Source organism: Aeromicrobium sp. CTD01-1L150 (genome assembly GCF_041951745.1).
In the GTDB taxonomy this organism is placed as follows: Bacteria; Actinomycetota; Actinomycetes; order Propionibacteriales; family Nocardioidaceae; genus Aeromicrobium.
The window spans coordinates 3,434,479-3,459,717 of the sequence record NZ_CP169555.1; the positions used below are offsets into that span (position 1 = coordinate 3,434,479).

The following is a 25,239-nucleotide window of genomic DNA, read 5'->3' on the forward strand; positions in this document are numbered from 1 at the left end:
ACTGCGCCCGCATCCACGTGCCGTGCCTGTCGGTGATCGCGACCGTGCCACCTTGAATCTCGGAGAATACTGTGGCCATGTCGGCACCGAGGCGCATCCACAGGAATTCCGGCGAGTGCGCAAGGCCGGTTGCACCTTGGCTCGAGGTCTACAACATTGACCGACGCCACTCAGATATCGAAGGCCGCCCCGACCAGCCAACAGTCCTGAACGTCCCCGCCGAGTGCATTCTGTTTGTGTTCGCGAAAGGTGCGCCAGACCCCCAGGGTTGAGACGAGAGCCCGCACACGACACGCATCGGTCTGAGGGCGAGGAGCTGGCTCCTAGGGGCTCGCCGGACGGCAGGCCACCATGAGGCCGATCCGGCCGTGCTGGAGCACCGTGCCGTCGGAGCTGACGAGCTCCAGCCGCCGGTCGAGGATCCCCGCATCACCTGCGCTGGTCGGTCGGACCGACAAGATCGTGACGCGACAACGCACGGTCTCGCCGATCAGCAGTGGCCGCTCGAAGCGCCACTCGTCGATGCCCAGCAGCGCGATGGAGCTGCCCTCGAAGACGCCGAGCCGCGAGACGAGCCCCATGGCGATCGCCGCGCCCAGCATCCCGTGGGCGATGCGCGTCCCGAAACGTCCCCTCGACGCCGCCACCTCGTCGGTGTGGACCTCGTTGGTGTCCCAGCTCCACGCGGCGAAGGACACCAGGTCGCTCTCGGTGATCGTGCGTCCTTGGCTCACCCACTCCTGCCCGACGGCGAAGTCCTCCACGTACAACGTGGCCGCGCTCACGCGGTGACCCGGCCGAGCTCAGTGCGCGCAATCGCGCGCAGGTGCACCTCGTCCGGCCCGTCGAAGATGCGCATCGCCCGGTGCCATCCGTACATCGCGGCCAGGGGGACGTCGTCGCTCATCCCCGCCCCACCGTGGACCTGGATGGCCCGGTCGATGACCTCCAGCGCGACTCGCGGCACCGACACCTTGGCCTCGGCCACCAGCGACGCCGCTGCCTTGTTGCCGTGGGCGTCGATCGTCCTGGACGCGAGCTGGCACAGCAGCCGGGCCTGGTCGATCGCGATCCGCGACTCCGCCACCTGCTGCTGCACGACGCCCTGCTCGGCCAGTGGCTTGCCGAAGGCGACACGCGACTGCGCCCTGGCCGTCATGAGCCCCAGCGCACGCTCGGCCGCCCCCAGAGCCCGCATGCAGTGATGGATACGGCCCGGGCCGAGGCGTGCCTGCGCCATGGCGAAGCCACCGCCCTCCTCGCCGAGGAGGTTGGCCGCCGGCACCCGGACGTTCTCGTAGACGACCTCGCAGTGACCGTGCTGGTCGTGGCGTCCGAACACGGGGACGTCGCGCACGACGGTCACGCCGGGGGTGTCCACGGGAACCAGGACCATCGACTGCTGGCGATGTCGCGACGCCTCAGGATCGGTCTTGCCCATCACGATGAGCAGGCGGCACCGAGGGTCGGCGGCACCACTGCTCCACCACTTGCGACCGTTGATGACGTACTCGTCGCCGTCGCGCACGATGCTCGTCTCGATGTTCGTCGCATCGGAGCTCGCCACGTCGCGCTCGGTCATCGAGAAGGCCGAGCGGACCTCGCCGGCCAGGAGTGGTTCGAGCCAGCGTTGCTTCTGCTCGTCGGTGCCGAACAAGTGCAGCAGCTCCATGTTGCCCGTGTCGGGCGCCTGGCCGTTGGTGGCCTCGGGCGCGAGGTGCAGGCTCCAGCCGGTGATCTCGGCGAGCCCCGCGTAGTCGAGCTGGCTGATGCCCGACGTCGCCGGGAGAAACAGGTTCCACAGTCCCCTGGAGCGGGCCTCGACCTTGAGCTCCTCGACGACCGGCGGCACCGTGCTGTCCTGCGGCCCGACCTCACGGCGGTACTGCTCGTAGGCCTCCTCGGCCGGGAAGACCCGCTCGTGCATGAACGCGACGAGTGACTCGCGCAGGGCCAACGCCTTGTCGGAGGGGCGCAGGTCGAGGGCGTCGACGTCGGGGCGTGCGGTCAGCGTGGCGGTGTTGACGTGGTGGGGCATGGGGTGGTCTCCGGTCACGAGTAGGTGGCGGTCAGGTCAAGGGCACGATCGAGCAGGGTCCCGACCATCTCGCCGACGCCGTCGAAGCCCTCCCCGACCGTGAGGCCACTGCGGTGGCGAGCGTGGATGCCTTCCAGGATCACAGCGGTCTTGACGTCGGCGAAGGCTCGGTACCAGGAGATGTCGGGCACGTCGATGCCGCGCACGAAGGCATAGCGCTCCACCAGCTCCTCGCGGCTCGGGAAGCCCTGGATCGCGGTGGATCCGGCGGTGATGGGATGCTCCGGCTCGCCCGGCTCGTCCCAGAACGAGCACAGGGTGCCGAGATCGGCGTCGGTGTCGCCCAGCGTCGACATCTCCCAGTCGAGCACGCCGAGGATCCGGCTCCCGTCGACGTCGACCATGATGTTGTCGAGCTTGAAGTCGCCGTGCACGATGCCCGAGCGCCGAGTGGTGGGCCGGTGGCGGGCAAGACGGTGCAGGAGCTCATCGACCTCGGGGCGAGGACTCGTGGCTGACGCCTCCCACTGGCGTCGCCAGCGATCAAGCTGGCGATCGAGATAGCCGGCCGGGCGCCCGAAGTCGCCCAGCCCCACCTCGGCAGGATCCACCTCGTGCAGGACTGCGAGCGCATCGACCATCGTGTGCGCAAGGCTGCGCCGACGCTCTGGGGAGAGCCGTGCCGCATCGGCCCGGGTCCGCAGCGTGATGCCGGGCAGCTTGTCCATGACGTAGAACGGGACCCCGATGACGTCGGCGTCGGCGGAGGGTCCCACGACACCGGGCACCGGCACGGCGGTGCCCGCCAGGGCGTCCAGGACCCGGTGCTCACGTCGCATGTCGTGCGCGGTCGGCAGCACGTGGCCGTGCGGCGGACGGCGCAGGATCCACTCCCGGGTGCCGTCGGAGAGCTCGTACGTCGGGTTGGACCTCCCGCCGGCGATCAGTCGGGCAGTCAGGGCGCCGCCGGTCTGTTCCGGGAGATGGTGGTCGAGCCAACGGCGCAGCGCCACCAGGTCGAGAGAGTCTTGAGAGCTCACTGCACATCCCCATTGCCGAACGATTGTTCGGTGCAATCATGCACGACTCGGACCGACGGGGTCAACCGCACTCTCGGCCCTCCGGTGGGTAGAATCACTGCAGCCGACACCGGGCCAGCCGTCGCATGACGTCCCACTCGACGACATCTTTCCGAACAATCGCTTGGGAACTCAGCTTGACTTGTCGACCGGGGCCGCCACGGTCCCGAGCGCCAGGACCGCGTAGCGCTCGGCCAGCTGCTCAGGGCTCAGCTCACCCCCGGTGCGGTACCACGACGCCACCGAGTAGCCCATGTTGATGATCGCCCGCGAGGCCTCCCGCGGGTACGGGGTGTCGAACTCGCCCTCGGCCACCCCGCGCTCGATCACGTCGCGGAACATCCGTTCCTGCTCATCACGCAGCGCGACGACCAGGCGATGCCCCTGGGCATCGAGGCTCCGGATCTCCGAGGCACCGATGAGAGCCTCGGCCCGCCTCGTGGTGTGGAACAGGATCCACGCCTTCATCACGGCGGACAGCTGCTCCGACGGCGACGAACCAGCGCTCATCAGGGCGCTGCGCGTCATCGAGATGACGTCACTGAGGACACGGGCCATGATGTCCTGCAGGATCACCTGCTTGGACGGGAAGTGATGGTAGATCGAGGCGACGGTGATGTTCGCGCCACGAGCGATGTCACGCATCGACGTTCCGTGGTAGCCGAGCCGCTGGAAGTGGTCGATCGCCGCAGTGAGCACGACGTCACGCCCACCACGCACCTGGGTCCTCGCCCGCTGCTGCGCCATCGGTCTCCTCAGTCCCCGCGCCCCTGCGGTGCACTCTCGCCCCGCAGCTCGCGCCGCAGCACCTTGCCGCTCAGTGTCTTGGGGAGCTCCGAGAGGATCTCCACGGCACGAGGGTACTTGTAGGCGGCCATGCGCTCGCGACAGAACTCCATGAGCTCCTGTGGTGTCGCGGCCGCGCCCGGGACGAGCGACACGAACGCCTTGACGGTCTCCCCGCGGTACTCATCGGGTACACCCACCACGGACGCCTCCCGGACCGCCGGGTGCTGGTAGAGAACGTCCTCGACGTCGCGCGGGAAGATCTTGTACCCGCCGGCGTTGATCATGTCCTTGAGCCGGTCGACCACGAACAGCCAGCCGTCCTCGGTCGTCGTGCCGACGTCGCCGGTGTGGAGCCAACCGTCACGAACGGCATGCGCCGACTCCTCGGGCAGCCCCCAGTAGCCCGGCACGACCATCGGACCGGACACGACGATCTCACCGACCCCGCCGGGGCCGAGGTCACGTCCGGAGTCGGGGTCGACGATCCGCACCCTCGCCCCGGGTACGGGAACGCCGACCGCCAGAGCACCGCTCTCAGGATCGACGGGCGCAGCGACGTCAACCGGCCCGAGATGCGTGGGCGAGGTCGTCTCCGTCATGCCGTAGGCGCCATGGAGCCTCCAACCGGTCGCTGCCCGCACCCGATCGACGAGCGCCTGGCTGACCGCGGCCCCGCCGGACGGCGTCTTGGTGAGCGTGGAGACGTCCACCTCCGAGAGCGCGGGATGGTTGCTGAGCGCGATGAACGCGGTACTGGCTGCGACGGTGAAGGTCGCGCCCCACTGGTCGATCGCCCGCAGCGTGGTCTCGGCGTCGAACCGGTGGAGCAGGACGACCGGGGCTCCACTCACGACGTGCGCACCGAGACCGGCGACCAGACCGGTGATGTGGAACAGCGGTGCGATGCCGAGCACGACGTCCCGATCGGGACGCAGGTCCCACCACGACGTGAACACCGTCGAGCTGTGCACCATCGAGCGGTGCAGGTTCATGGCTCCCTTGGAACGCCCCGTCGTCCCGGAGGTGTACGTGAGCGCGCCGATGTCCTGCGGGCCCAGGTCCACGGGATCTGGACGGCGGCCATCGTGGCGTGACAGCAGTGCTCGCCACTGCAGGGCCCCGGCATGCTCGCCCCGCTCACCCACGTGGGTGGCCACGGCCGCCGGCACCCGGGCATCGGGGGTGAGGTCAAGCGGGTGGGTGGTCACCACCGTCGCCACGGGAACCTCGGCGAGCACCGCCGTCACGACGTCGTCGTAGAGACTGCCGAGGCAGACGAGGGCACTCGGTGAGGAGTCCGCCAGGTGGTGGGCCAGCTCGGCCTCCCGCAGCATCGGGTTGATCGCGACGGGAACCGCCCCGCTCTTCCACGCCGCCAGCATCGTGACCAGCCACTGCGGATCGTTCTGCAGGTAGATCGCCACCCGGTCGCCGGGCCGCAGGCCGTGCTCGATGAGCCCGCACGCCAACGCATCGGCGGCACGGTCCACCGCGGCGAACGTCAGGGTCACGTCGAAGTGGTGCACCGACGGCGCCTCGGGGCGGGTGCGCACGTGATGGTCCCAGGCCGCGAGCATCGAGCGATGGTCGCCGGACAGGTCCACCGGCACGGTCGGAGGGTAGAGCTCCTCCCACGGTGTCCTCGACGTCGTCATGGACGGGCCTCCTCCTCCGCGGGGAGCACAGCGAGCGACACCGTGTCACCCATGATGTTGTGCGCCAGCACGAACAGGGTCTCGATCAGGACCATCGCGAAGCCGATCGGCACGAGGAAGAACAACGGCCACAGCGTGTAGAGCGACCCACCCGCAGGGAAGGCGACCCCACGATCCATCCCGGACATCGCATAGCCCCACGTGTAGTGGACCAGCAGCGCAAAGACGATGAGCTCCAGCACCACGAGCACGTGGATCGTCGCGGCCTCCACCGCCTGAGGCAGACGATCACGCAGCAGGTCCATCCGTGGCAGCACACCGGAGCTGTAGACGTACGCGAGTGCAGGGAACACCGCCAGCGGCATGAAGTAGTTCTGCGCCACCTCGAAGCTCCCGGCGATGGAGCCGCCGAGGTAGTTGCGGCTCACCACGTCCGCCACGATGAAGAGCATCATCGCGAAGATCGCCACACCACTGACCAGGGCACCGACGAGCTTCACGTGGCTCCATGCGCGGTACGCGGTCTTGAGCTGCTGCATGCGTGCCCCGCTCATCCCGCCAGCTCCGGCAACCAGGTGGCCACACCCGGGAAGGCGACCATGAGACCGCAGACCACGAGTGCGGCCACGGCGGCGAAGACCAGCGAGTACCGGAAGATCCCCCTGGCGGCGATCCCCGTGGCTCCGGACACCGCATAGACGCTGAGACCGACGGGCGGCGTGATCAGCCCGACGGTGGCCAGCACGGCGATGAACACGCCGAACCACAGGACGTCGGTGCCCATCACCTCGATGATCGGCAGCACCACCGGAACCGACATCAGGATCACGGCCGCGCCCTCGATGAACATGAAGAGCACGAAGAAGATCAGCGCCAGGATCGTCAGCATCAGGACCGGGGTCTCGACGATCGGCTCGAGGAGCTCGATCAGGCGACGCGGGATGAGCGACAGCGACACGAACCGGCCGAAGACCTGGGCGCCGATGAGGATCAGCATCACCATGACGGTGACCTTGACCGTCTCGGTCAGGGTCACCCGCAGGAACCGCATCGACACCTTGCCCAGGACCAGGGCGGCCACGAAGGCGGCGAACGCACCGACCGCTCCCGCCTCGGTGGGGGTGACCGCCCCGGAGTAGATCCCCCCGAAGACCACCAGCACGATGAGCCCGGTGACGGCGACGGAGACGAGCAACCTGGTGCGGGGGATCCGCTCGATGAGGACCGACTCGGTCTGTAGCTGGGTCGGGTCCACCCTGGCCCGCCTCAGGCAGACCACCATGATCGCGATGAAGACGACGGTGACCAGGATCCCGGGGATGACCGCGGCCATGAACAAGGCGCCGACCGGCGTCTCCGTCGCCACGCCGTAGAGGATCAGGATGATGCTCGGGGGGACGATGCCCGACAGCGAGCCGGCCGCGGCGGACACCGCCCCGGCGAACGGAGCCTTGTACCCGTTCTCCTCCAGCTCCGGCACGGCGACCTGGCCGAGCGAGGCCGCCGTCGCCGTGCCCGAGCCCGAGACCGCGCCGAGCATCGCGCCGGCGACGAGCGTCAGGGAGCCCAGGACGCCCTTGCTGTTGCGGGCCACCCTGTTCACGACGTAGAAGATGTCCTTCACGATGTCGGCGTGCAGGATGAACTGCGCCATGAGGACGAACAATGGGATCGTCGTGAGCGTGTAGGACGCGGTCCTGGCGAACGGCTGTGGTCCCAGCAGCCCGGTGAGGATGTCCATCCCGTCGAGCAGGATCAGGCCGCCCACCCCGGCCACCAGCAGCACCGAGTGGATGTAGTGACCGGCGAACAGCAGCGCGAGGAAGACCGCGACCATCACCCCGATCACCATGAGGTCAGACATCGGCCGACCTTCAGTCCAGCGAGGCGATGGAGTCGGGCACCTCGCCGCCGGCCTCGACCAGCAGGTCCCGCCACAGCAGCGCGACGTCCTTGCCCGGGAGGTCGTCGGACTCGAGGAGGTCGATGTAGTCGGCCCAGGTGTCCTCGACGCCCTCGATCAGGTGGTCCTGGACGGACTGGTCGAGGTCGTCGAACTCGACGAACTCCCCACCCTCGTCCTCGCTGTACTCGATCATCTCATCAGAGCGGTCGACCCACTCCTGGGCGCCTTCCATGAAGACCTCGTCGTGGGCCTGGGTCATGGCCTCCTGGGCCGCGTCCGGCAGGTCGTCCCACGTGGACTGAGTCATCCCGATCAGGCCGTTGAAGTGTCCCAGGTCCAGCCCGGTGAGCGTGTAGGTGAACAGGTCCTGGAACCCGTAGCCCGACCAGTCGGCGATGCTGTAGAAGCTGCCGTCGAACGCGCCGCGACTGAGCGCGTCGAACATCTCGACGGCAGGGATGGTGACGGAGTCGACGCCGATCTTCGAGGCGTACATCTCGTGGATGCGCGACGGAGTCCGCAGCGAGAGTCCGCGTACGGCGGCCACTGAGTCCAGCGCCTTGCCCGTGGTCGAGATCGCGTACTCCTGGGTCGTGGAGACGGGCCAGGCCAAGAGGTCGCTGTCGGCGAACTGTGACTCGTAGAACGTCTTCCCGTCGGAGAGCTCCGTGTCGCTCTCCAGCAATGCTCGCCACGCCTCGGAGGCGATGAGCGTGTCGGACGAGCTGATCGGCAGCATGGTCACCTCGGCCATCGGGAACTGGTCGGGCGTGTAGATGGGCAGCAGCAGGGCGACGTCCACCGTGCCGTTCTGGACGGCCTCGATCTCATCGGGAGTCTCGACGAGCTCGCCGCCGGTGAAGGTCTCGAACGTGACGTCGCCGTCGGTCAGCTCCTCGACCCGGTCCATCCACGGCACCATCGTGTCCGACCACCACGCGTGCTGCTCGGCCAGGCCGGTGCCGACCCGCAGGGTCACTGACCCGTCGTCAGACCCGCCACCGCACGCGGCGGTCACCAGCAGGCACGCGGTCGCTGTTGCTGTCGCACTGAAGAGCTTGATTCGTCCCACGGCGTGGCTCCCTGTCAGGTGCGGTCACTCGGCCTTGACCCGGAGTGACCTGTGTCACGACGATCATCGTAACCTAGCGTTCGTTTGTCAAGAGTTTGTCTGCGATGAACGCCACGAGATACGCATACAAACCAATGAATTCTGCCGACATGAGACCTCAGCGTTGGCTCACAATCCGAACAGCCGCTTGGATCGAAGCTGCCCGACTGGGCGGCGCGTCGACGCTGCGCGACCCAGGACCCTGCGGCCCGGTCGAGGATGTCTCGGCGATCGGCAGACACCGGGGATCACTCCCCGTGGCCCCTGGAGCGAGACGAGGCTCAGGTGAGGCCGCGCTGCAGGGCGGAGGCGGCGCGGCGCATCGCGCGGGGGCCGGAACGACCGAGGCCCACCAGGTTGGCGAAGCCGTGGATGAGGCCCTCCTCGCACACTTCCTCCACGGGAACCCCCGCCTCGCGCATGGCCGCCGCATAGGCCGCGCCCTCATCGCGCAGCGGGTCGAAGCCGGCCGTCACGACGTAGGCCGGCGCGACCCCGCTGGGGTCATGGCGCAGCGGGGAGAGACGCCGATCAGCACGATCCTCATCCCCGACCAGGTAGTTCTCCTCGGCCAGGTCCATGAATCCCTTGGTCAGGAAGAACCCGTCCGCGAACGTGGCACGGCTCGCCGACCGCTCCACGAAGTCCGTCACCGGGTAGATGAGCAACTGGAACGCCGGCGCTGTGGCGGCCGCCGCCCCCGGCCCGGTGGCACCGCCGGGGCGTGCGGCGTGCTGCGCGACGACGGCGGCCAGATTGCCCCCGGCACTGTCGCCTCCGATCGCGATCCGCTCCGGATCGATCCCCAGGCCGGCGGCATGGTGGGCCACCCACTCCCACGCGGCCCAGCAGTCGTCGAACGCGGCCGGGAACGGCGCCTCGGGAGCCAGCCGGTAGTCCACCGCCACCACCCTGACCTGTGCCTGCTCGGCGAGCTGGCGGCACACCGCGTCGTGGGATGCCAGGTCACCGTAGATCCATCCACCGCCATGGAGGTAGACCAGCGCCGGCGAGCGACCACTCAGCCCGCGCGGCGTGTAGAAGCGCAGCGCCAGCGGACCGCCCGGGCCGTCGATCGTGCGGTCGGTCACCGCGCCGATCGGTTGACGTCCGCCACCGAGAACCGACTGCGCACGGATCGTCCGGCGCCCACGGCTGATCGGCTGCTTCTCCACCGGCGGACCCTCCAGCCGCAGCACCTTCAGCAGCAGCTGCATCTCCGGGTCCAGCGTGCGTCCGTCCACCTCGACAGGACTCCCGGCGAGGCGGCGCAGCACCGACGATGGAAGGTTGAACATCCCACGGACCATCAACGCCTTGGCGCCCACCAGCACCTTGTCCACGTCGCTCATGGGCGCAACATAGCGGGTCGCGACCATCCGCCGCACACAGTCGGGGTCATAAGCGCTGGAACTCACCCACAGAAGCTCACGTCGCCTGGCGGCCCCAGAAGACCGCGACCGAACTGCCGCGACGCTCATGCCCGCCTCCACGCGCCCCTGCTCGAGCACCGCTCCCCGAAGGTCGCCCTCAAACCGCACGGACCTCGGCGCCCGCCCTCGATGCCAGGCGCCGACGCAGAACCCGATGCATGCGTTCCGGGTCGGGAGCGATCTCGGTCATCAGGGTGAACGCCTCGGCCGCCTGGCCGACGAGCATGTCCACGCCGTCCATCGTGCGACACCCGAGTACCCGCGCCTCGCGCAGCAGGACCGTCTCCAAGGGGCGGTAGACGATGTCGGCCACCCAATGATCCGACGTCAGCCCGCTTAGCGGCAGCGGCGTTCCCGGATATCCGTGCATGCCGATCGGTGAGGCGTTGACCAACCCAGCGGCCCCCGCCAACAGGTCGGCACCCTCGCTGAGGTCACCGGGCCAAGCCCGCGTGCCCTCGTGCTCGGTCTGCACGGAGGCGGCGAGCTCGCCCGCACGTTCAACGTCGGGGTCGATGACCACGAGGGTCTCGACTCCGCCATCGGCCAGGGCGTGCGCCACGGCCGCACCCGCGCCTCCGGCGCCGGTGAGGACGACCGTGCCGCGTGGCACGGTGCGAAGACTGCGCTCCATTGCAGCAGCGAAGCCCGTGTAGTCCGTGTTGTGACCCACCAGAGCTTCCGGACCGACCACCACGGTGTTCACTGCCCCAAGCATCTCGGCCCGCGAGTCCAGGACGTCCAGGACGTCGATCACGACCTGCTTACACGGATGCGTCACGTTGAACCCGGTGTACCCGGCATCCACCGCCTCGTGGAGCACCTCCCCGGCCTCGCGAGGATCACGTCCGCAGGCTTCGAGGTCGATCAACGAGTAGTCGAAGGACTCGAGACCGAGGGCGGTCGCCTCGTCGGTGTGCAGCACCGGGGACAGGGACCCCGCGATACCAGAGCCGACGAGAGCGAGCCGATGGATCCGACGTGTGGGACTCATGTGACTCCTTCCGAACCGAGACTCGCCCTCATCACGAGGCCCTGAGCGGGTCTAGGACTGCGCCGTGTTCCAGCAACGCCGAACGGAGGCGCTCGTAGCAGACATCGGCAGGCTCACCACCATCGCGCGCCGCGAGGGCTGCGATCGTGCCGGCCGCCTGACCGACCGGCATCAGTCCGCCCATGTGGCGCAGACCGTCCATCGCTCCGGCATCACATCCGACGATGCGACCGGCGACGCAGAGCCGCGACGTGCCCTCGGGGATCAGGACCCCCCGTGGCACGGCGAAGGGTCGGTCCGGAGCAGCCAGTCGCACCGAATCGCCGACGTGCCGGTCGATCGGGCCGCCACCGTAGGAGATGGCCTCGTGGTGGTCCGCGCCCGTTCGCACGGCTTCGCCGTCGAGGGTTTCCAGCGCGCGGACGCGGACGCTCTCACGCTGACCGATCCAGCCGGCGAGCTGCACCAGTGAAGCTCGCTCGAACCCGGGCATCACGCGACGTAGGTAGTCCAGGCTGACGAACGCCTGGCGCCGGCCCTCGACCTCGGCCGCGGACAGTCCCTGGGGGTCGCGACCGTCGTGACCATGCACTGCCGTGATCAGCAGGAACACGTCACCGTTCGCGGGGCTCTGGGACGTGGCGAGGGTTCGGTAGAAGAACTCACCGGCCTCGATGCCATCGTCCACCAACTGGCGTCGGGTCTCGGTGGGGACCTCGGAGTAACGTTCCATCTCCACACCGGATACGCGCATCATCTGCGTCATGGGCTGACGCTCATGGACGCCAGGGGCGACGAGCGTCGCTCCTGCACGCTCTGCCATCACCGCGTTGGCGGAGGCATCGACCACCTGTCGACAGCCGATCTCGTGCTGACCGGTAGGCCCGATGAATGTCACGACGCTGGCCCCGGAACCGTCCCCGTGCAGGTCCACTGCCTGGGCGTGGTGTACGACCTGGATTCCGTACGCCGCGGTGATCCGGTCAAGGCTGACCTTGAGGATCTCCGGATCGAAGGGATAGACCTTGAAGGTGAGCGGAGCGTCAGTCAGTCGTCCGGCGGTGTACTCCTTGAAGCCTGCGCCGCCGCCGTCGGCCTCCAGCTGGTCGAGGACCAGCCGAGCCGTCCCCCCGGTGACCAGTGTGTCGTGCCAGTAGAAGCCGTTGAAGGCCGCCACCATCGCCCCGGTCGCCGTGCCACCCAGGAACGCCGAACGTTCGAGCAGGGTGACGGATGCTCCCGTGAGAGCGGCTGCAAGGGCAGCGTTGACGCCACTCGCCCCGCCCCCCACGACGACGACGTCAGTCGTTCGCAACCGGTTCATTCAGCTCGCCTCCACCCTGGTCGCGAAGTCGGGACGAGAGCGCCGAACTCGGGCCACGCGAGGTCGACCCCGTCGCGCACGAGCGCATCCTGCACGGAGGCCAGGTGCTGGGGGGTTGCGCGCACCGCGCTGGGGACCGTGCCGTTCTCGACGCAGTAGCCCGCCACGTGGCCAGCGGCCTCGCCCACGGACCACTCAGTGGTGTGCACCCGGTAGGCGCCGTTGGTGACGCGGGTGGTGCCGATGTTCTTTGCCCCGGCCAACAGGTTGTCCGCCGACGCACAGATCAGTGCCCCCAGGGGAATCTGGTATGGGAACGTGTCGATATCAACGGTGTTTCGCTCGCGCGTGCTCGGGTGGATGTCGATCCGGTAGGCCCCCACACCCACCGTGTCGTCGAAGGTCTCGGCACCCCTTGCGCCCTCTCTCGCAGCGACACCAATGTGCTGCTCCAGCACCCGGAGCTCCGGCACGATGCGCCGGCTTTCGCGGTAGTACGGCTCGAGCGCGAACCCGTCGTTCGTGCCGAGCACGTCACCGCGGAGCCGCAGCTCTGGATAGCCCTGGCCACCGTCCAGGCGTGGCGCCTGCGTCTGCATCCAGTACAGGAAGGAGCGGGAGAGATCCTTGCACTCCTGCAGTGCCTGCTGGTGGTCGGCGGCCCCCACACCGAGCAGCGGCTTGGCCCAGTAGTCCATCTGGGGCCAATTCGCGAGTGTGACGTCGCTGTCAGCAAACCCGTCCTGGAAGGTGAACCGGGAGAAGATCCGCCGGGCGTGCCAGAGATCCCAGCGCCATTCCGGCCCCGGAGGCCCCGCGAACAGCTTGCGGTCGCGGGGCTCGTGGGTCACGTGGTCGCTCACCGTCCAGGAGAACTGCGGTCCCGGCCAGTCGGGGATCTGGATCGTCCGCCAACGCCGGAAGCCGGCCGGCTCGGCGATCGTGTGGTTCTCCCCAGGGCGGTAGTCCACGGCGAAGCACCAGGTCGCAGCCTGCTGCTCGTAAGGGTCTGCGACCTCCAAGGCATTCAGCTCACCGGTGTCGTCACGTCCCTCGCCGCCAATGACGTACTCGACCCCGGCCAGGGGGAGCAAGTCACCGAGCTCGGAGGCGTCCACGAACATCGGGGCATTGAGCTCCAGCTCCATGCCGGTACCGGCGCGGACGTGGACGGAGCGCAGTTGCGCTCCGTCCACGTCCGCGCCGACCAACGAGACCGAGCGCAGCACCCGAAGTCGCCCGGCCGAGGCCCACGGCGCAAGCAGCTCCTCGATGACGGCGGCGGCCACGCTCGGCTCGTGCGTCAGTGTCGAGATGTTCCCCAGGCCAGGATTGAGCCTCGCGTCGTTCGCTGCCTGGTGGGTCAGTGGGTAGTTGCGTCGGTAGTAGGCGCGAATGCCCTCGCGCATCGAGCGATAGCTCGCCGATCCGATCGCCTCGGCCCAGGGGTGCTCGTCCAGGGGCACACCCTGGGCAGTCAGCTGACCACCCAAGATATGATGCGGCGAGGCAAGGACGGCGGTGTGGCCCTGGCGCAGGCAAGCCAGAGCCGCGGCCACGGCCCCGAGGCCACCCCCCACCACGACGACGTCACTGGTCACGATGTCCTTCGTCACCGGCTCAGCCCCACTGGCCGGATGTCGTGGCATCCGTCATTCACCCAGCGCTGCTTCGTAGCCTGCGCGAGCCTCCTGCAGTAGGTCCTCCGCAGGGTCAGTGGTCAGCACCGGGTCGAGCACGAACTGCTCGCCGATACGGTCGATAACCTTGTCGTCGGCAGCGCACTTGGTGAACGCCTCGTTCAGCGCGTCCTGGGTCTCTTGCGGAAGGTCCCGGCTGCCGACGAACACGCCGTAGTTCGTGGATATGGGCAGGTCATGGCCGGCCTCGCCGAAGGTCTCCGCGTCCGGGATCGACTCGACCGGCTCGTCGGCGCCGGTACCCAGGGCGCGCAGTTCTCCGCCGTTGACGTACTCCAGCAACGAGTCAGACAGCTCCAGAATCGCGGCGTCGGCGTTCGAACCGAGCGCCGCGGTGGTAGCCGCCGCGGCATCATCGAAAGGCACGGCGCGGACGTCGGACTCCTCGGCCAGGCGCGAGGCGACCAGCTGGTAGACACCGAGTGCGCCAGTGGTGGCGAGGGTGTGGTCGTCGCCGTTGGAGTCCAGGAGGTCATCGAGGCTCTCGTGGGGCGAGTCTCCTGCGGTCACGATCACCGACGGAGCGCCAGTGACGATCGTCAGCGGGAGGATGTCCTCCATCGCGTACTCGGCATCGTCGACCTGCAGAGGCGTCAGCGCGATACCGCTGGAGGAGATGTAACCCACGGTGGAGCCGTCGGAATCGGCGTCGAGGACGTAGTTGACACCGGTCGTACCGCCGCCGCCCTCACGGTTCTCCACGACCCAATTGGAGTCGGTGTTCTCCTTCAGGCACTCAGCCATGATGCGAGCGTTGGTATCAAGCGACCCACCGGCGCCGAACGGCACGACGATCGAGACGCGTCCGGGTATGCCGCCCTCGCCGTCCTCATCACCGTTGGAGCTGTTCGCACAGGCGGCCAACAGGGCCGCGGCGGCAGCCGCCGTCGTGGCTTTCGTCAGGATCGATCGGTTCATGGTGATTCCTTCATCAGGGGCGAATCGGGCGGGAACGTGCTGGCGATCTGCTCCGCCTCCGCCACCATCTGCGGCAGGAAGGCGAGAGCCTGGTCCACACCGAACCGAAAGCTCGGCCCAGAGATCGCGATGGCTGAGACCAGGTCGTGACCGGGGATGTGCACGGGGACCGCGATGGACGTGGACTCCCGTGAGACACCGCCTATGCCGACTGCGCACCCGAGGCGGGCCATGGTCTCCACGTCACTGTCGAAGCGGTCTGCGAACGCCTGGTCGATCTCAGGCCGTGCGAACTCCTGCACCTCCAGACCTGCGACGATCCTGTGGGCGAGCAACACCGAGCCGAGCGCCGTGGTCAGCGCCGGGCGGGACTCGCCGGGGCGGATGATCATGACCACGTCGCGGGCGGCCGTCTCCTGGGCCAGGTAGGTGACGACCGGACCGCGCAGCGCACCGAGGAAGGCAGCCTCCCCCGAGAGCTCGGAGAGCCGCCGCAGGGCCGGTCTGGAGATCTCCTCCAGCGATGCGTTGTACATCGCCAGCGATCCAATGTGGGCCAGCTTGGCCGTCGGGGCGTACAGGTGCGACTCGGGGTTCTGCGCCACCAGTCCGGCCTCCTCGAGCTGCACGAGAAGGCGTCGGGTGGTACTGGCCGGGAGGCCGGCCGCTGCGGCGATCTCACGGAGCGGCCGCTTGGGCGCCTCGCGAGTGAAGCTCTCCAGGATCGATGTGATCCGTGCCACAACACCATTCCGTTCAATGGAATGCATTGCACTGGGCGACATGCGTGCTACCGTACGGGTGATCCACGCCACTGTCAAAAGGCCGTCCACGACAGCGCCTTGCACCGTTCTCGGCCCTAGCAACGAACGATCCGGAGATTGCGATGACCCACGCTGACGTCGACGACGGCAGCGGCACGAGGCTGCCCTCGCTGCCAGTGCGACACCTCGCAACGGGCTTGTTCCTGCTCCCCAGCGCACTCGGCGTCTGGGTCTGCATCAAGGCCGTCGGCTACGGCGTCGGCTCGCCGAGCAGTCCCGCGGCCGGCTCCTGGCCGCTGTTCGTCGGGCTCGCTCTCTGCGTCCTGTCGGTCTGGCTGCTCGTCGTCCGCGACACCGAGAGCGAGACCGGTGACGTCGACGTGGTCCGAGCCCTCGGCCTGTGGCTCGTCGTGCTGACCTGGACGCTGCTGCTCAACTACCTGACCTTCATCGCCGTGACGAGCGCGTGCCTGTTCGTGATCTTCAAGCTGCTCGGTCGCGCGAGCTGGCTGACGTCGGTGATCGTGCCCCCAACCATCGCCTCGCTCACCTATGTCTTCTTCAGCCAGTTGCTGGCCGTCCCGCTTCCGTAAGGAACCATCATGGATAACCTGCTCCTCGGATTCGGCGTCGCACTGGAGCCGATCAACCTGCTCTTCGTGGTGCTCGGCGCGCTCCTCGGCACCATCATCGGGCTACTGCCCGGCCTCGGCCCCACCGCGACAATCGCCCTGCTGCTCCCCGTCACATACACGATGGAGCCGACGACGGCGATCATCTTCCTCGCCGGCATCTTCTACGGCAGCATGTTCGGTGGCCGGATCCCGGCCATCTTGCTGAATGTGCCCGGCGACGGCGCCGCTGTCGTCACCACATTGGACGGCTACCCACTCAAGCAACAGGGTCGAGCCGGCGTGGCGCTCAGCATCACTGCGGTCGGCTCGTTCATCGGTGGCCTGGTGGCATTGCTCGGCATCGTGGCTTTCATCCCCTACCTCAGCCGGTTCGCACTCGGCTTCGGCCCGCCGGAGCTGTTCCTGCTGGCCTTCCTCGGGTTGATGCTGATCGCCCTGCTCGCCAGCGGGACCATGAGCCGGGGGCTGCTCTCCGCGGCACTCGGCATCTTCATCGCCATGATCGGCTTCGACTCGATCACCGGCACGCCCCGGTTCACGCTGGGTGAGGCGAACCTGCTCGACGGCATCAGTATCGTGCCGCTCGCGGTTGGTCTGTTCGGAATCTCCGAGGTCATGATGCAGGCCGAACAGCGCTTCCGTGGGGTGAGCGTCAGTGTGCTGGGAAACATCTGGCCCAAGCTGAGCGAGATCACCGCACTGAAGGGAGCGATCACGCGCTCCTCGATCATCGGCTTCTTCCTCGGACTCATGCCCGGTGGCGGTGGGGCCATGGCGTCTGTCGTCGGGTACGGCGTCGAGAAGCGATTCTCCAAGCACCCGGAGAAGTTCGGCCACGGCGCCATGGACGGTCTCGCCGCCACCGAGACCGCCGACAACGCGGGCGCGAACTCCTCCTTCGTGCCGCTGCTGACGCTGGGCATTCCACCGAATCCGGTCATCGCACTCATCGGATCGGCCCTGATCCTCCAGGGCATCACCCCCGGACCCGACCTGGTGCAGAGCAACCCGGACGTCTTCTGGGGCCTGATCGCCTCGATGTTCATCGGGCTCGTCGTGCTGTTCGTCCTCAACCTGCCACTCATCGGCCTGTTCGTGCAGATCCTGCGGGTCCCTCCGCTGCCGCTGGCGGGCACCATCCTCGCGCTCGCGATCGCCGGAACGTTCAGCATCCGATCCTCGCTGTTCGACGTCTTCCTGCTGGTCCTCTTCGGCCTGGTGGGCTACGCGCTGCGCAGGTGCGGCGTGCCCTTGGGCCCGCTGGTGATCGGTTTCATCCTGGCGCCGATCATGGAGAGCGAACTGCGGCGCTCACTGATCCTGTCCGGCGGTGAGTTCTCGATCTTCCTCGATCGGCCGATCTCCGCTGGCATCCTGATCCTCGCCGGCACGCTGACCGTGATCACACTCACGCGAGCCGCCTACTCCCGCCTGCGCCGACGCGAACGGGTCGAGGTATGAAGGCCTCGGTCGCGACCGTCTGCCTCAGCGGAGGCCTGGTCGAGAAGCTGCACGCCTGCGCCGAGGCGGGCTTCGACGCCGTCGAAGTCTTCGAGCCGGACCTCGTCGCCGCACCGGAGAGCCCGGAGGAGATCCGCGCCTTGGCACAGCGGCTGGGGCTGACGCTGTCGATGTACCAGCCGATGCGTGACGTGGAAGGGGTCGACGAGCACGCCTTCGAGGACGTGTTGCGTCGTGCCGCGGCCAAGTTCGCGCTGATGCAACGACTCGGCATCGACCTCGTGCTGTGCTGCAGCAACGTGGCCACCGCGACCATCGACGACGATGAGGTGAGCGCAGGCCAGCTGCGCCGGCTCGGCGACCTGGCGCAGCGGTACGGCATCAGAATCGCCTACGAGGCGCTGGCCTGGGGACGTTTCGTCGATGACTACCGGCGCGCCTGGCGGATCGTGGAAAGTGTGGACCACCCGTCGGTCGGAACCTGTCTGGACTCCTTCCACATCCTGTCGCGAGGTGACGATCCGTCCGAGATCGAGCGGATCCCCGGCGAGAAGATCTTCTTCCTCCAGGTGGCGGACGCCCCCGCGCTGACGATGGACGTCCTGTCCTGGAGCCGCCACCACCGGCTCTTCCCCGGCGAGGGCGCCTTCGACCTGCCCGCGTTCGTGGGTCACGCGGTCCGGGCCGGCTATCGCGGTCCGCTGTCGCTGGAGGTCTTCAACGACACGTTCCGTCAGACCGACGTCCGTCGCACCGCCCATCACGCGCGTCGCTCGCTGCGCTGGCTCGAGGACGCGGTCGCTCGGCGGGTTGAAATTCCGCAAGAGGCCGACCTGCGCTCCGTCGCCGCTCCTACGCCGCCGACGGGCTTCGACTTCGTGGAGGTCAAGGCTGAAGACACCGCCGAGGTGGAGTTGATGCTGACCCAGCTCGGATTCACCTGTCGTGGCAAGCACCGAACTAAGGCGGTCACGCTCTACACCGCGGGGCCGGCGAGGGTGGTACTCAACGAGCAGCACGCTCGTGAGCTCAGGCCGCACCTGGCCTCGGTGGGCCTGCAGGTCGAGGATCCCGTCGAGACGTCCCGGCGGGCCCGCGATCTCGCCGTGCCCCTAACGCACCGACGCACCTACGCCACCGAGCAGCCGCTGGAGGCCGTGGTGGCGCCGGACGGCACGCAGATCCACTGGTCCGGCCGTCCTGCCGACGACGAAGAGCCGACCTGGGTGCAGGAGTTCCTGCACGGCGAGCAGCCACACGGCGAGTACATCGTCGCGATCGACCATGTGAATCTCGCCCAGCCCTGGCAGGTCATGGAGGAGGCGAAGCTCTTCCACTCCGCCGTGCTCGGGCTGCAGGCCGGTGAGGCCAACCAGGTGGCCGGGCCGAGAGGCTTCGTGCGTAGCCAGGTGATGCGGACCGCCGACGGGGCGGTGCGGCTGCCCCTGAACGTCCGGCCAGCCATCGAGTCCGACGCAGTGTCGGCGCAGGCCCCGCAGCATGTGGCCTTCCGTTGCTCCGACGTCGTGGCGCTGGCGCGCCGCGCCAGGGAGCGCGGACTGCAGTTCCTCCCCGTGCCGGACAACTACTACGACGACCTGGTGGCCAGATTCGCGCTGGAGGAAACGTTCATCGAGAGCCTGCGTGAGCTGGGCATCCTCTACGACCGCGATGGCTCCGGCGAGTACCTGCACTTCTACACGCGGACCGTCGGCGAGCTGTTCTGGGAATTCGTCGAGCGTCGTGACCGCTACGACGGCTACGGCGCCGCGAACGCCTCGGTGCGCCTTTCGGCGCAGTCACGCTCCTGAACCTTCCGGTGGCGCCGCCGTGCGGACCATCGGCTCCCTCAGTTCAAATGGTGTTCACCTACGGCTGGGACACTGGACCCGTGACCCAGGAGATTGATCTGTCCGCGCTGGAGGTGCCCGCCTCCCCTGACGAGTTCGACGTCGACCCGCCGTTCGACCCCGCCGAGGGCGCCCTGCCGGCCGAGCGCTTCCTCGACCGCGAGCTGTCCTGGCTGGCGTTCAACGAGCGCGTGCTGGAGCTCGCCCAGGACTCCTCCCTGCCACTGCTGGAGCGCGTGCGGTTCCTGTCCATCGTCGGCAGCAACCTCGATGAGTTCTTCATGGTCCGCGTCGCCGGCCTCAAGCGGCGCATCGCCGCGGGCGTCGCCGTCCCCTCGGCCAGCGGCCTCAACCCGCGCGACGTCCTGGCCCGCAGCCTGACCCAGAGCCACGCGCTGATGACCGCGCAGTCGCACACGTTCGCCGACGACATCGTCCCCGCGCTGCACGAGGCTGGTATCGAGCTCGTCCACTGGGACGACCTCACCGGGCAGGAGCAGGAGCAGCTGGGCGCGGAGTACCGCGAGCGCATCTTCCCTGTCCTCACGCCGCTCGCCGTCGACCCGGCCCACCCCTTCCCCTACATCTCCGGACTCTCCCTCAACCTCGCCGCCGTCATCCGCAACCCGACCACCGGCAAGGAGCACTTCGCCCGGGTCAAGGTTCCGCCCATCATCGACCGCTGGATGGAGGTGGCTCCCGGCCGTCGGGTCCCGGTGGAACAGGTCATCGCGGCCCACCTGGGTCTGCTCTTCCCCGGCATGGAGGTGGTCGCGCACCACACCTTCCGCGTCACCCGCAACGAGGACCTCGAGGTCGAGGAGGACGACGCCGAGAACCTCCTGAAGGCGCTGGAGAAGGAGCTGCTGCGACGCCGTTTCGGCCCTCCGGTGCGGCTGGAGGTCGAGGAGACGATCGACGAGGAGGTGCTCGAGCTGCTCGTCACCGAGCTCGGGGTCAGCGCCGACGAGGTGTTCCGCCTGCGCGGCCCGCTCGACCTGCGCAGCCTCGGCGAGGTGGCCGACATCGACCGGCCCGAGCTCCGCTACGAGCCCTTCGTGCCCGGCACGCACGAGCATCTCGCGGAGGTGGAGACGGCCAGCCCGGCCGACATGTTCCGGGCCCTGCGTCGACGCGACGTCCTGGTGCACCACCCCTACGACTCCTTTGCCACCAGTGTCCAGCGCTTCATCGAGCAGGCGGCCGCCGACCCGCACGTGCTCGCCATCAAGCAGACGCTGTACCGCACCTCGGGCGACTCGCCGATCATCGACTCCCTCGTCGATGCGGCCCGGGCCGGCAAGCAGGTCCTCGTGCTGGTGGAGATCAAGGCCCGCTTCGACGAGCAGGCCAACATCCGCTGGGCCCGCAAGCTCGAGCGCGCGGGCTGCCACGTCGTGTACGGCCTGGTCGGGCTGAAGACGCACTGCAAGCTCGCGCTGGTCATCCGCGACGAGCCGGACGGGTTGCGCCGGTACGCCCACCTCGGCACCGGCAACTACAACCCCAAGACGGCCCGGCTCTATGAGGACCTCGGCCTGCTCACCTCCCACCCGGACATCACCAGCGACCTGCTGGAGCTGTTCAACAGCCTGTCCGGATTCTCCCAGCAGGACGGCTACCGACAGCTGCTCGTGGCACCGCACGGCGTCCGCGACGGCCTGATCGAGCGGATCGACGCCGAGATCGCCCACCACCGGGCCGGCCGCGACGCGGCCATCCGCTTCAAGGTCAACTCGCTCGTCGACGAGGGCATCATCGACAAGCTCTACGAGGCCTCGCGCGCCGGCGTGCCCGTCGATCTCGTCATCCGCGGCATCTGCTCGCTACGACCGGGAGTGCCGGGACTGAGCGAGAACATCCGGGTGCGCAGCGTGCTGGGCCGCTTCCTCGAGCACAGCCGCGTCTACTGGTTCGCCGGCGGCGGCGAGCCCCAGGCCTGGATCGGTTCGGCCGACCTCATGCACCGCAACCTCGACCGCCGCGTCGAGGTACTCGTGCGGGTGCCCACCGAGCAGCACGTCGGCGAGCTGGGCGACCTCCTGGTGCGCATGAGCGACGACGACAGCACGTCGTGGCACCTGGACGCCGACGGCGCATGGCGACGGCACGTCGGGGAGTTCCACGTGCAGGACGAGCTGGTGGAGCGCGCCAGACGCCGACGGCGCTCCGGCAACCCGAGCTGACGTCCGGCACGAGCCCGGCGAGTTCAGCAGGTCGCGAACAGCAGCGGGCCGAAGCCGGTCATGAAGATCCCGGACTCCGGGTCGTGCCCGAACCGCAGCGAGAGGACCGCACCGTCAGTGGTGGCGGACTCCAGCCTCAGAGTCTGCTCGATCGTCCCCGTCCTCCCGATGAACGGACCGGTCGCGACGGACTCCCGCACGTCCCGCTGGCCGCGGGCCGTGGTGGGGTCGGCGAACCGCATGGCGAACGTGAGGTCCTGCGCGTCCGTCCCTCCACCAGTGCGGGCGAGCAGGCCGCGTCCGCTGGCCACGTACTCCTCCAAGGCGTTCGCGGACCCGAGCGCCACCTCGGCCTGCTGCTGCGACTCCTCGTCGGTCATCGACGTGGGCCCGCATCCCTGGCCGCGCCGCTCCAGGAGCACGGCGTCGGCGCCCGCCAGGGATCCGGCGACGTCCAGCAGGGCCCGGTCACGCGTGACAGCCGTGGCTCCACCCCGCACGACGTCGACGACGGCCGAGGCTCCGGGCCCGCTCTCCGACATCACCACCAGCCGTTCCCGCCCGAGCACCCGGACGTGCTGCATGACGGTGCTGAGACCAGCCGCACCGAGCTCCGTGGGTCCGTTCTCCCACGCCCGGGGGCCATCGGTGGTGTCCGCCGCCGTGAACCCGGCGTCGGCCAGCCCCTCCTCCACCGCGGCCGGCGACGTCGAGGCATCGAGCTGCGCGACCAGGACACCGGCGCCAGCGTTGCCGCCCTGGGCAAGGACCTCCCACTCGAGGTCGGCCACCGACCAGCCGAGCAGGTCATCCATCGCCGCCGACGAGCCGTAGAGGTCCGAACGGCTCGCCAGGTCCCGGTCCCCCAGGTCGCCGAAGGACACCGGGCCACCGGAGAGCTGTCGCCAGTTCGTGAACCCGACGATCGTCGAGCCCTGCGGCAACGTCGAGAGGGCGGCTGTGAGCGGTGGCGTCGCTGGCGGTGACAGCGGACGCACCGCCCATCCCGCGGCGCCGGCCAGGAGGAGGACCAGCAGTGCCACCAGCGATGTCCGGACCGCTCGGGTCACCACCGCACCTCCGTTACCTGCTCGACACCTGTGGAAGGGACAATACGGCCCATGGCCCGTGAACGGTTGGTGACCGCTGCCGGCGGTGTCGTCTGGCGCAGACGCTCCTCGGCCCCGAGAGACCCCGCCCGGTCGGGGGCCGCAGAGGGCACAGCCCGCCGGGCCGTCGAGGTGCTCCTGGTCCACCGCCCCCGCTACGACGACTGGACCTTCCCCAAGGGCAAGCCCGATCCCGGTGAGGACCTCACGGCCACCGCGGTCCGCGAGGTCGCCGAGGAGACCGGGCAGGTCGTGCGCCTCGGCCACCCGCTCCCCGATGCCCGCTACACGGTCTCCGCAGGCCCCAAGGTGGTCAGCTACTGGGTGGCACGCAGCACCGGTGTCACCGATCCGCCCTTCACCCCCAACAAGGAGGTCGACGAGCTCCGCTGGGTCCGGCCACGCAAGGCGCGCCGTCTGCTCACCTACGAGCACGACATCGATCTCCTGGAGGCGTTCACGGACCTGCGCGACGAGCAACGGCACCGCAGCCGCACCCTCGTCGTGCTGCGGCACGCCAAGGCCACTGCGCGGGAGGACTGGGCCGAGGGCGACGAGTGGCGGCCTCTCGCCGCCAAGGGCAAGCGTCAATCCACCGATCTCGTCGACGTGCTCGGGGCGTACGGCGTCAAGCACGTCGTGACGTCCCCGGCGGTCCGCTGCGTGCAGACGGTGCAGCCCTACGCCGAGCACTCCGGACGGACCGTGCAGCTGGACGAACGGCTCGGCGAGGGCACCCGAGCGGACTCGGTGCGCCGCACGGTGGACGCCCTGCTCGACCGCAAGAAGCCCACCGTGCTCTGCACCCATCGACCGACCCTGCCGTGGGTCTGGGCGGCGCTGGATCTTCCCGACGTCGACCTGGCGCCCGGCGGTGGGGTCGTCGTGCACCACCGCAAGGGGAAGGTCATCACCACTGAGCCGCTGGGCAGGCCGCAACCCGTAGCGGCACCCGAGCGGGTGTAGCGCCGGCGCGCTACTCCAGGAGCAGCCGGACCACGGCGTTGAGGGCCAGGTAGATGCCGATGCTGCCCACCACCCAGCCGATCATCTTGGCGCTGTTCCTGGTGAGCCAGGCGTTGAGCCGGTGCAGCAGCGGATCGATGCGATCGTGGGCGAGCAGCCGCGCCCCCGCCAACAGGGTCGCCGGGAGGATCATCACCAGGCAGTACGCAGCGAGGGCGGCGCCAGTGCCGAGCCAGCCCAGGTCGCTGGCGCTGATCAGGGCGATCGCGGCCAGGTACGGCAGCATCGTCGCCACCTCGAGGCCGGCCGCCAGCACGGCCAGCTTGGTCAGCGCACCCACGTCCCCGCTGCCCGACATCGACCGGGCGCGCCAGCGCTGGAGCTTGCCGGGGTTGTCGCCCTGTGCCTTGGCGCGGGCCTCCAGACGGTAGCTCCAGGCAACCACGACGACGCCCAGGACGAGCTGACCGATGAGCATCGGGACCCTCGGCAGGCTGCCGAGGAGGTCGAGGACGGCATCCACCAGGAAGAAGGCTCCGACCACCAGGAGCAGACCGACGATGAAGTAGAAGACCGCGACGGTCCCCAGGTAGGCCGCGATCCGGCCGGGACGGATGCGGCCAGGGGTGAGCAGCAGCCAGATGGGGATCAGCAGGGTGCCGAAGCTGGTGCTGTCGACCAGGCTGAGAGCAACCAGTGCGAGAGCGAGTGCGAGGGTCATCGTCCACCTCCGGTGAACACGAGATCGAGCTGGGCGGACAGCAGGTGGGGGAGCGACTCGGCCGGATAGAGCGACGCGTCGGCCGCATGGTGCATGCACAGTCCGTCGACGAAGGCCACCAGGCTGCGTGCCACCTGATCCACGTCGACGTCGGCGGCCAGCTCCTCGCGTCGTTGCGCCCCGGCCAGTGCCTCCTCGAGGCCGACGATCATCCCGGTGGTCGCCTCCCGGTAGATGGCCGCCACAGCCTCGTCGGTGTAGCACCGGTGCAGGAAGGTCAGCCAGAACCGCTGCTCGTGCGCACGGGCCTGGTCGAGAGGAAGGAAGCACTCCAGCAGCTGCTGGATGAAGCCCCGTAGCGGGAAGGTGATCTCCAGCGCCTGCACGCGAGCGACGGCCTGCTCCTCGACGTGCTCGATGCCGAAGCGCAGGAGCTCGTCCTTGGTGCGGAAGTGCCGTTGGACCAGGCCCACGGAGACGCCGGCGCGATCAGCCACGTCGGCCAGGGTCGCCCCGGCGATGCCGTGCTCGGCGACGCTGGACAGCAGCGCCTCGGCGATCTGGCGGCGTCGGGTCTCGGCGGGTTCGTGCTTGGTCACG

General features: G+C 68.8%; 22 protein-coding genes. 5 read left to right on the top strand and 17 right to left on the bottom strand.

Going from position 1 to position 25,239, the window contains the following annotated elements:
* Positions 1-323: 323 nt before the first annotated feature.
* The 14 genes from ACEVFP_RS17010 to ACEVFP_RS17075 form a co-directional block, all read right to left on the bottom strand.
* The gene (locus tag ACEVFP_RS17010) at positions 324-785 is read right to left on the bottom strand and encodes a MaoC/PaaZ C-terminal domain-containing protein (RefSeq protein WP_375000634.1); all 462 of its coding nucleotides are present in this window, start codon (positions 783-785) and stop codon (positions 324-326) included.
* Positions 782-2,038: an acyl-CoA dehydrogenase family protein gene (locus ACEVFP_RS17015; RefSeq protein WP_375000635.1), complete on the bottom strand. Its 1,257-nt coding sequence runs from the start codon at positions 2,036-2,038 to the stop codon at positions 782-784. Before ACEVFP_RS17015 ends, ACEVFP_RS17010 begins: the two co-directional genes overlap by 4 nt.
* Before the next feature lie 14 nt (positions 2,039-2,052).
* Positions 2,053-3,078 (bottom strand): phosphotransferase family protein, encoded by a 1,026-nt coding sequence (locus ACEVFP_RS17020; protein ID WP_375000636.1) that lies wholly within the window; start codon positions 3,076-3,078, stop codon positions 2,053-2,055.
* A 171-nt stretch (positions 3,079-3,249) separates the two neighbouring features.
* Positions 3,250-3,864, bottom strand: a complete 615-nt coding sequence (locus ACEVFP_RS17025) for a TetR/AcrR family transcriptional regulator (protein ID WP_375000637.1) — start codon at positions 3,862-3,864, stop codon at positions 3,250-3,252.
* 8 nt (positions 3,865-3,872) lie between these two features.
* The gene (locus tag ACEVFP_RS17030) at positions 3,873-5,561 is read right to left on the bottom strand and encodes a class I adenylate-forming enzyme family protein (RefSeq protein ID WP_375000638.1); all 1,689 of its coding nucleotides are present in this window, start codon (positions 5,559-5,561) and stop codon (positions 3,873-3,875) included.
* On the bottom strand, positions 5,558-6,115 hold the full coding sequence (locus tag ACEVFP_RS17035; RefSeq protein WP_375000639.1) for a TRAP transporter small permease: 558 nt from the start codon (positions 6,113-6,115) through the stop codon (positions 5,558-5,560). The genes ACEVFP_RS17030 and ACEVFP_RS17035 overlap by 4 nt, the downstream gene beginning before the upstream one ends.
* Positions 6,112-7,425, bottom strand: a complete 1,314-nt coding sequence (locus ACEVFP_RS17040) for a TRAP transporter large permease (protein ID WP_375000640.1) — start codon at positions 7,423-7,425, stop codon at positions 6,112-6,114. Before ACEVFP_RS17040 ends, ACEVFP_RS17035 begins: the two co-directional genes overlap by 4 nt.
* Before the next feature lie 10 nt (positions 7,426-7,435).
* Positions 7,436-8,539, bottom strand: a complete 1,104-nt coding sequence (gene dctP / locus ACEVFP_RS17045) for a TRAP transporter substrate-binding protein DctP (protein WP_375000641.1) — start codon at positions 8,537-8,539, stop codon at positions 7,436-7,438.
* A 320-nt stretch (positions 8,540-8,859) separates the two neighbouring features.
* On the bottom strand, positions 8,860-9,930 hold the full coding sequence (locus ACEVFP_RS17050) for an alpha/beta hydrolase (protein ID WP_375000642.1): 1,071 nt from the start codon (positions 9,928-9,930) through the stop codon (positions 8,860-8,862).
* Between the two features lie 178 nt (positions 9,931-10,108).
* Positions 10,109-11,005 (bottom strand): shikimate dehydrogenase, encoded by an 897-nt coding sequence (locus ACEVFP_RS17055; protein WP_375000643.1) that lies wholly within the window; start codon positions 11,003-11,005, stop codon positions 10,109-10,111.
* 31 nt (positions 11,006-11,036) lie between these two features.
* Entirely contained in the window at positions 11,037-12,329 is a 1,293-nt protein-coding gene (locus tag ACEVFP_RS17060; protein ID WP_375000644.1) for an FAD-dependent oxidoreductase, read from the bottom strand.
* The gene (locus ACEVFP_RS17065) at positions 12,326-13,945 is read right to left on the bottom strand and encodes an FAD-dependent oxidoreductase (RefSeq protein ID WP_375000645.1); all 1,620 of its coding nucleotides are present in this window, start codon (positions 13,943-13,945) and stop codon (positions 12,326-12,328) included. Before ACEVFP_RS17065 ends, ACEVFP_RS17060 begins: the two co-directional genes overlap by 4 nt.
* A 36-nt stretch (positions 13,946-13,981) precedes the next feature.
* Complete coding sequence (locus tag ACEVFP_RS17070; protein ID WP_375000646.1) at positions 13,982-14,947, bottom strand: tripartite tricarboxylate transporter substrate binding protein; 966 nt, start codon at positions 14,945-14,947, stop codon at positions 13,982-13,984.
* Entirely contained in the window at positions 14,944-15,690 is a 747-nt protein-coding gene (locus ACEVFP_RS17075) for an IclR family transcriptional regulator (RefSeq protein WP_375000647.1), read from the bottom strand. The genes ACEVFP_RS17070 and ACEVFP_RS17075 overlap by 4 nt, the downstream gene beginning before the upstream one ends.
* 143 nt (positions 15,691-15,833) lie before the next feature.
* Between ACEVFP_RS17075 and ACEVFP_RS17080 the strand changes: the two genes are divergently transcribed.
* Genes ACEVFP_RS17080 through ACEVFP_RS17095 form a run of 4 tightly spaced genes read left to right on the top strand, consistent with a single transcriptional unit; the run spans position 15,834 to position 21,843 of the window.
* The gene (locus ACEVFP_RS17080) at positions 15,834-16,304 is read left to right on the top strand and encodes a tripartite tricarboxylate transporter TctB family protein (protein ID WP_375000648.1); all 471 of its coding nucleotides are present in this window, start codon (positions 15,834-15,836) and stop codon (positions 16,302-16,304) included.
* A gap of 9 nt (positions 16,305-16,313) precedes the next feature.
* On the top strand, positions 16,314-17,807 hold the full coding sequence (locus ACEVFP_RS17085; protein WP_375000649.1) for a tripartite tricarboxylate transporter permease: 1,494 nt from the start codon (positions 16,314-16,316) through the stop codon (positions 17,805-17,807).
* Positions 17,804-19,618: a bifunctional sugar phosphate isomerase/epimerase/4-hydroxyphenylpyruvate dioxygenase family protein gene (locus ACEVFP_RS17090; RefSeq protein WP_375000650.1), complete on the top strand. Its 1,815-nt coding sequence runs from the start codon at positions 17,804-17,806 to the stop codon at positions 19,616-19,618. Before ACEVFP_RS17085 ends, ACEVFP_RS17090 begins: the two co-directional genes overlap by 4 nt.
* A gap of 47 nt (positions 19,619-19,665) precedes the next feature.
* Positions 19,666-21,843 carry an RNA degradosome polyphosphate kinase gene (locus ACEVFP_RS17095; protein WP_375000651.1) on the top strand — a complete coding sequence of 726 codons (2,178 nt, stop codon included), beginning with the start codon at positions 19,666-19,668 and terminating at the stop codon, positions 21,841-21,843.
* A 23-nt stretch (positions 21,844-21,866) separates the two neighbouring features.
* Here the strand turns inward: ACEVFP_RS17095 and ACEVFP_RS17100 are convergent, their stop codons facing one another.
* A complete protein-coding gene (locus tag ACEVFP_RS17100; protein WP_375000652.1) occupies positions 21,867-22,913 on the bottom strand; it encodes a hypothetical protein in 1,047 nt (348 codons plus the stop codon).
* A 51-nt stretch (positions 22,914-22,964) separates the two neighbouring features.
* Here ACEVFP_RS17100 and ACEVFP_RS17105 point away from each other — a divergent pair, with 51 nt between their 5' ends.
* Positions 22,965-23,918 (top strand): NUDIX domain-containing protein, encoded by a 954-nt coding sequence (locus tag ACEVFP_RS17105; RefSeq protein ID WP_375000653.1) that lies wholly within the window; start codon positions 22,965-22,967, stop codon positions 23,916-23,918.
* 10 nt (positions 23,919-23,928) lie between these two features.
* On the opposite strand, the gene ACEVFP_RS17110 is transcribed toward ACEVFP_RS17105, so the two are convergent.
* Positions 23,929-24,639: a GAP family protein gene (locus ACEVFP_RS17110; protein ID WP_375000654.1), complete on the bottom strand. Its 711-nt coding sequence runs from the start codon at positions 24,637-24,639 to the stop codon at positions 23,929-23,931.
* On the bottom strand, positions 24,636-25,238 hold the full coding sequence (locus ACEVFP_RS17115) for a TetR/AcrR family transcriptional regulator (protein ID WP_375000655.1): 603 nt from the start codon (positions 25,236-25,238) through the stop codon (positions 24,636-24,638). The genes ACEVFP_RS17110 and ACEVFP_RS17115 overlap by 4 nt, the downstream gene beginning before the upstream one ends.
* Position 25,239 lies beyond the last annotated feature (1 nt).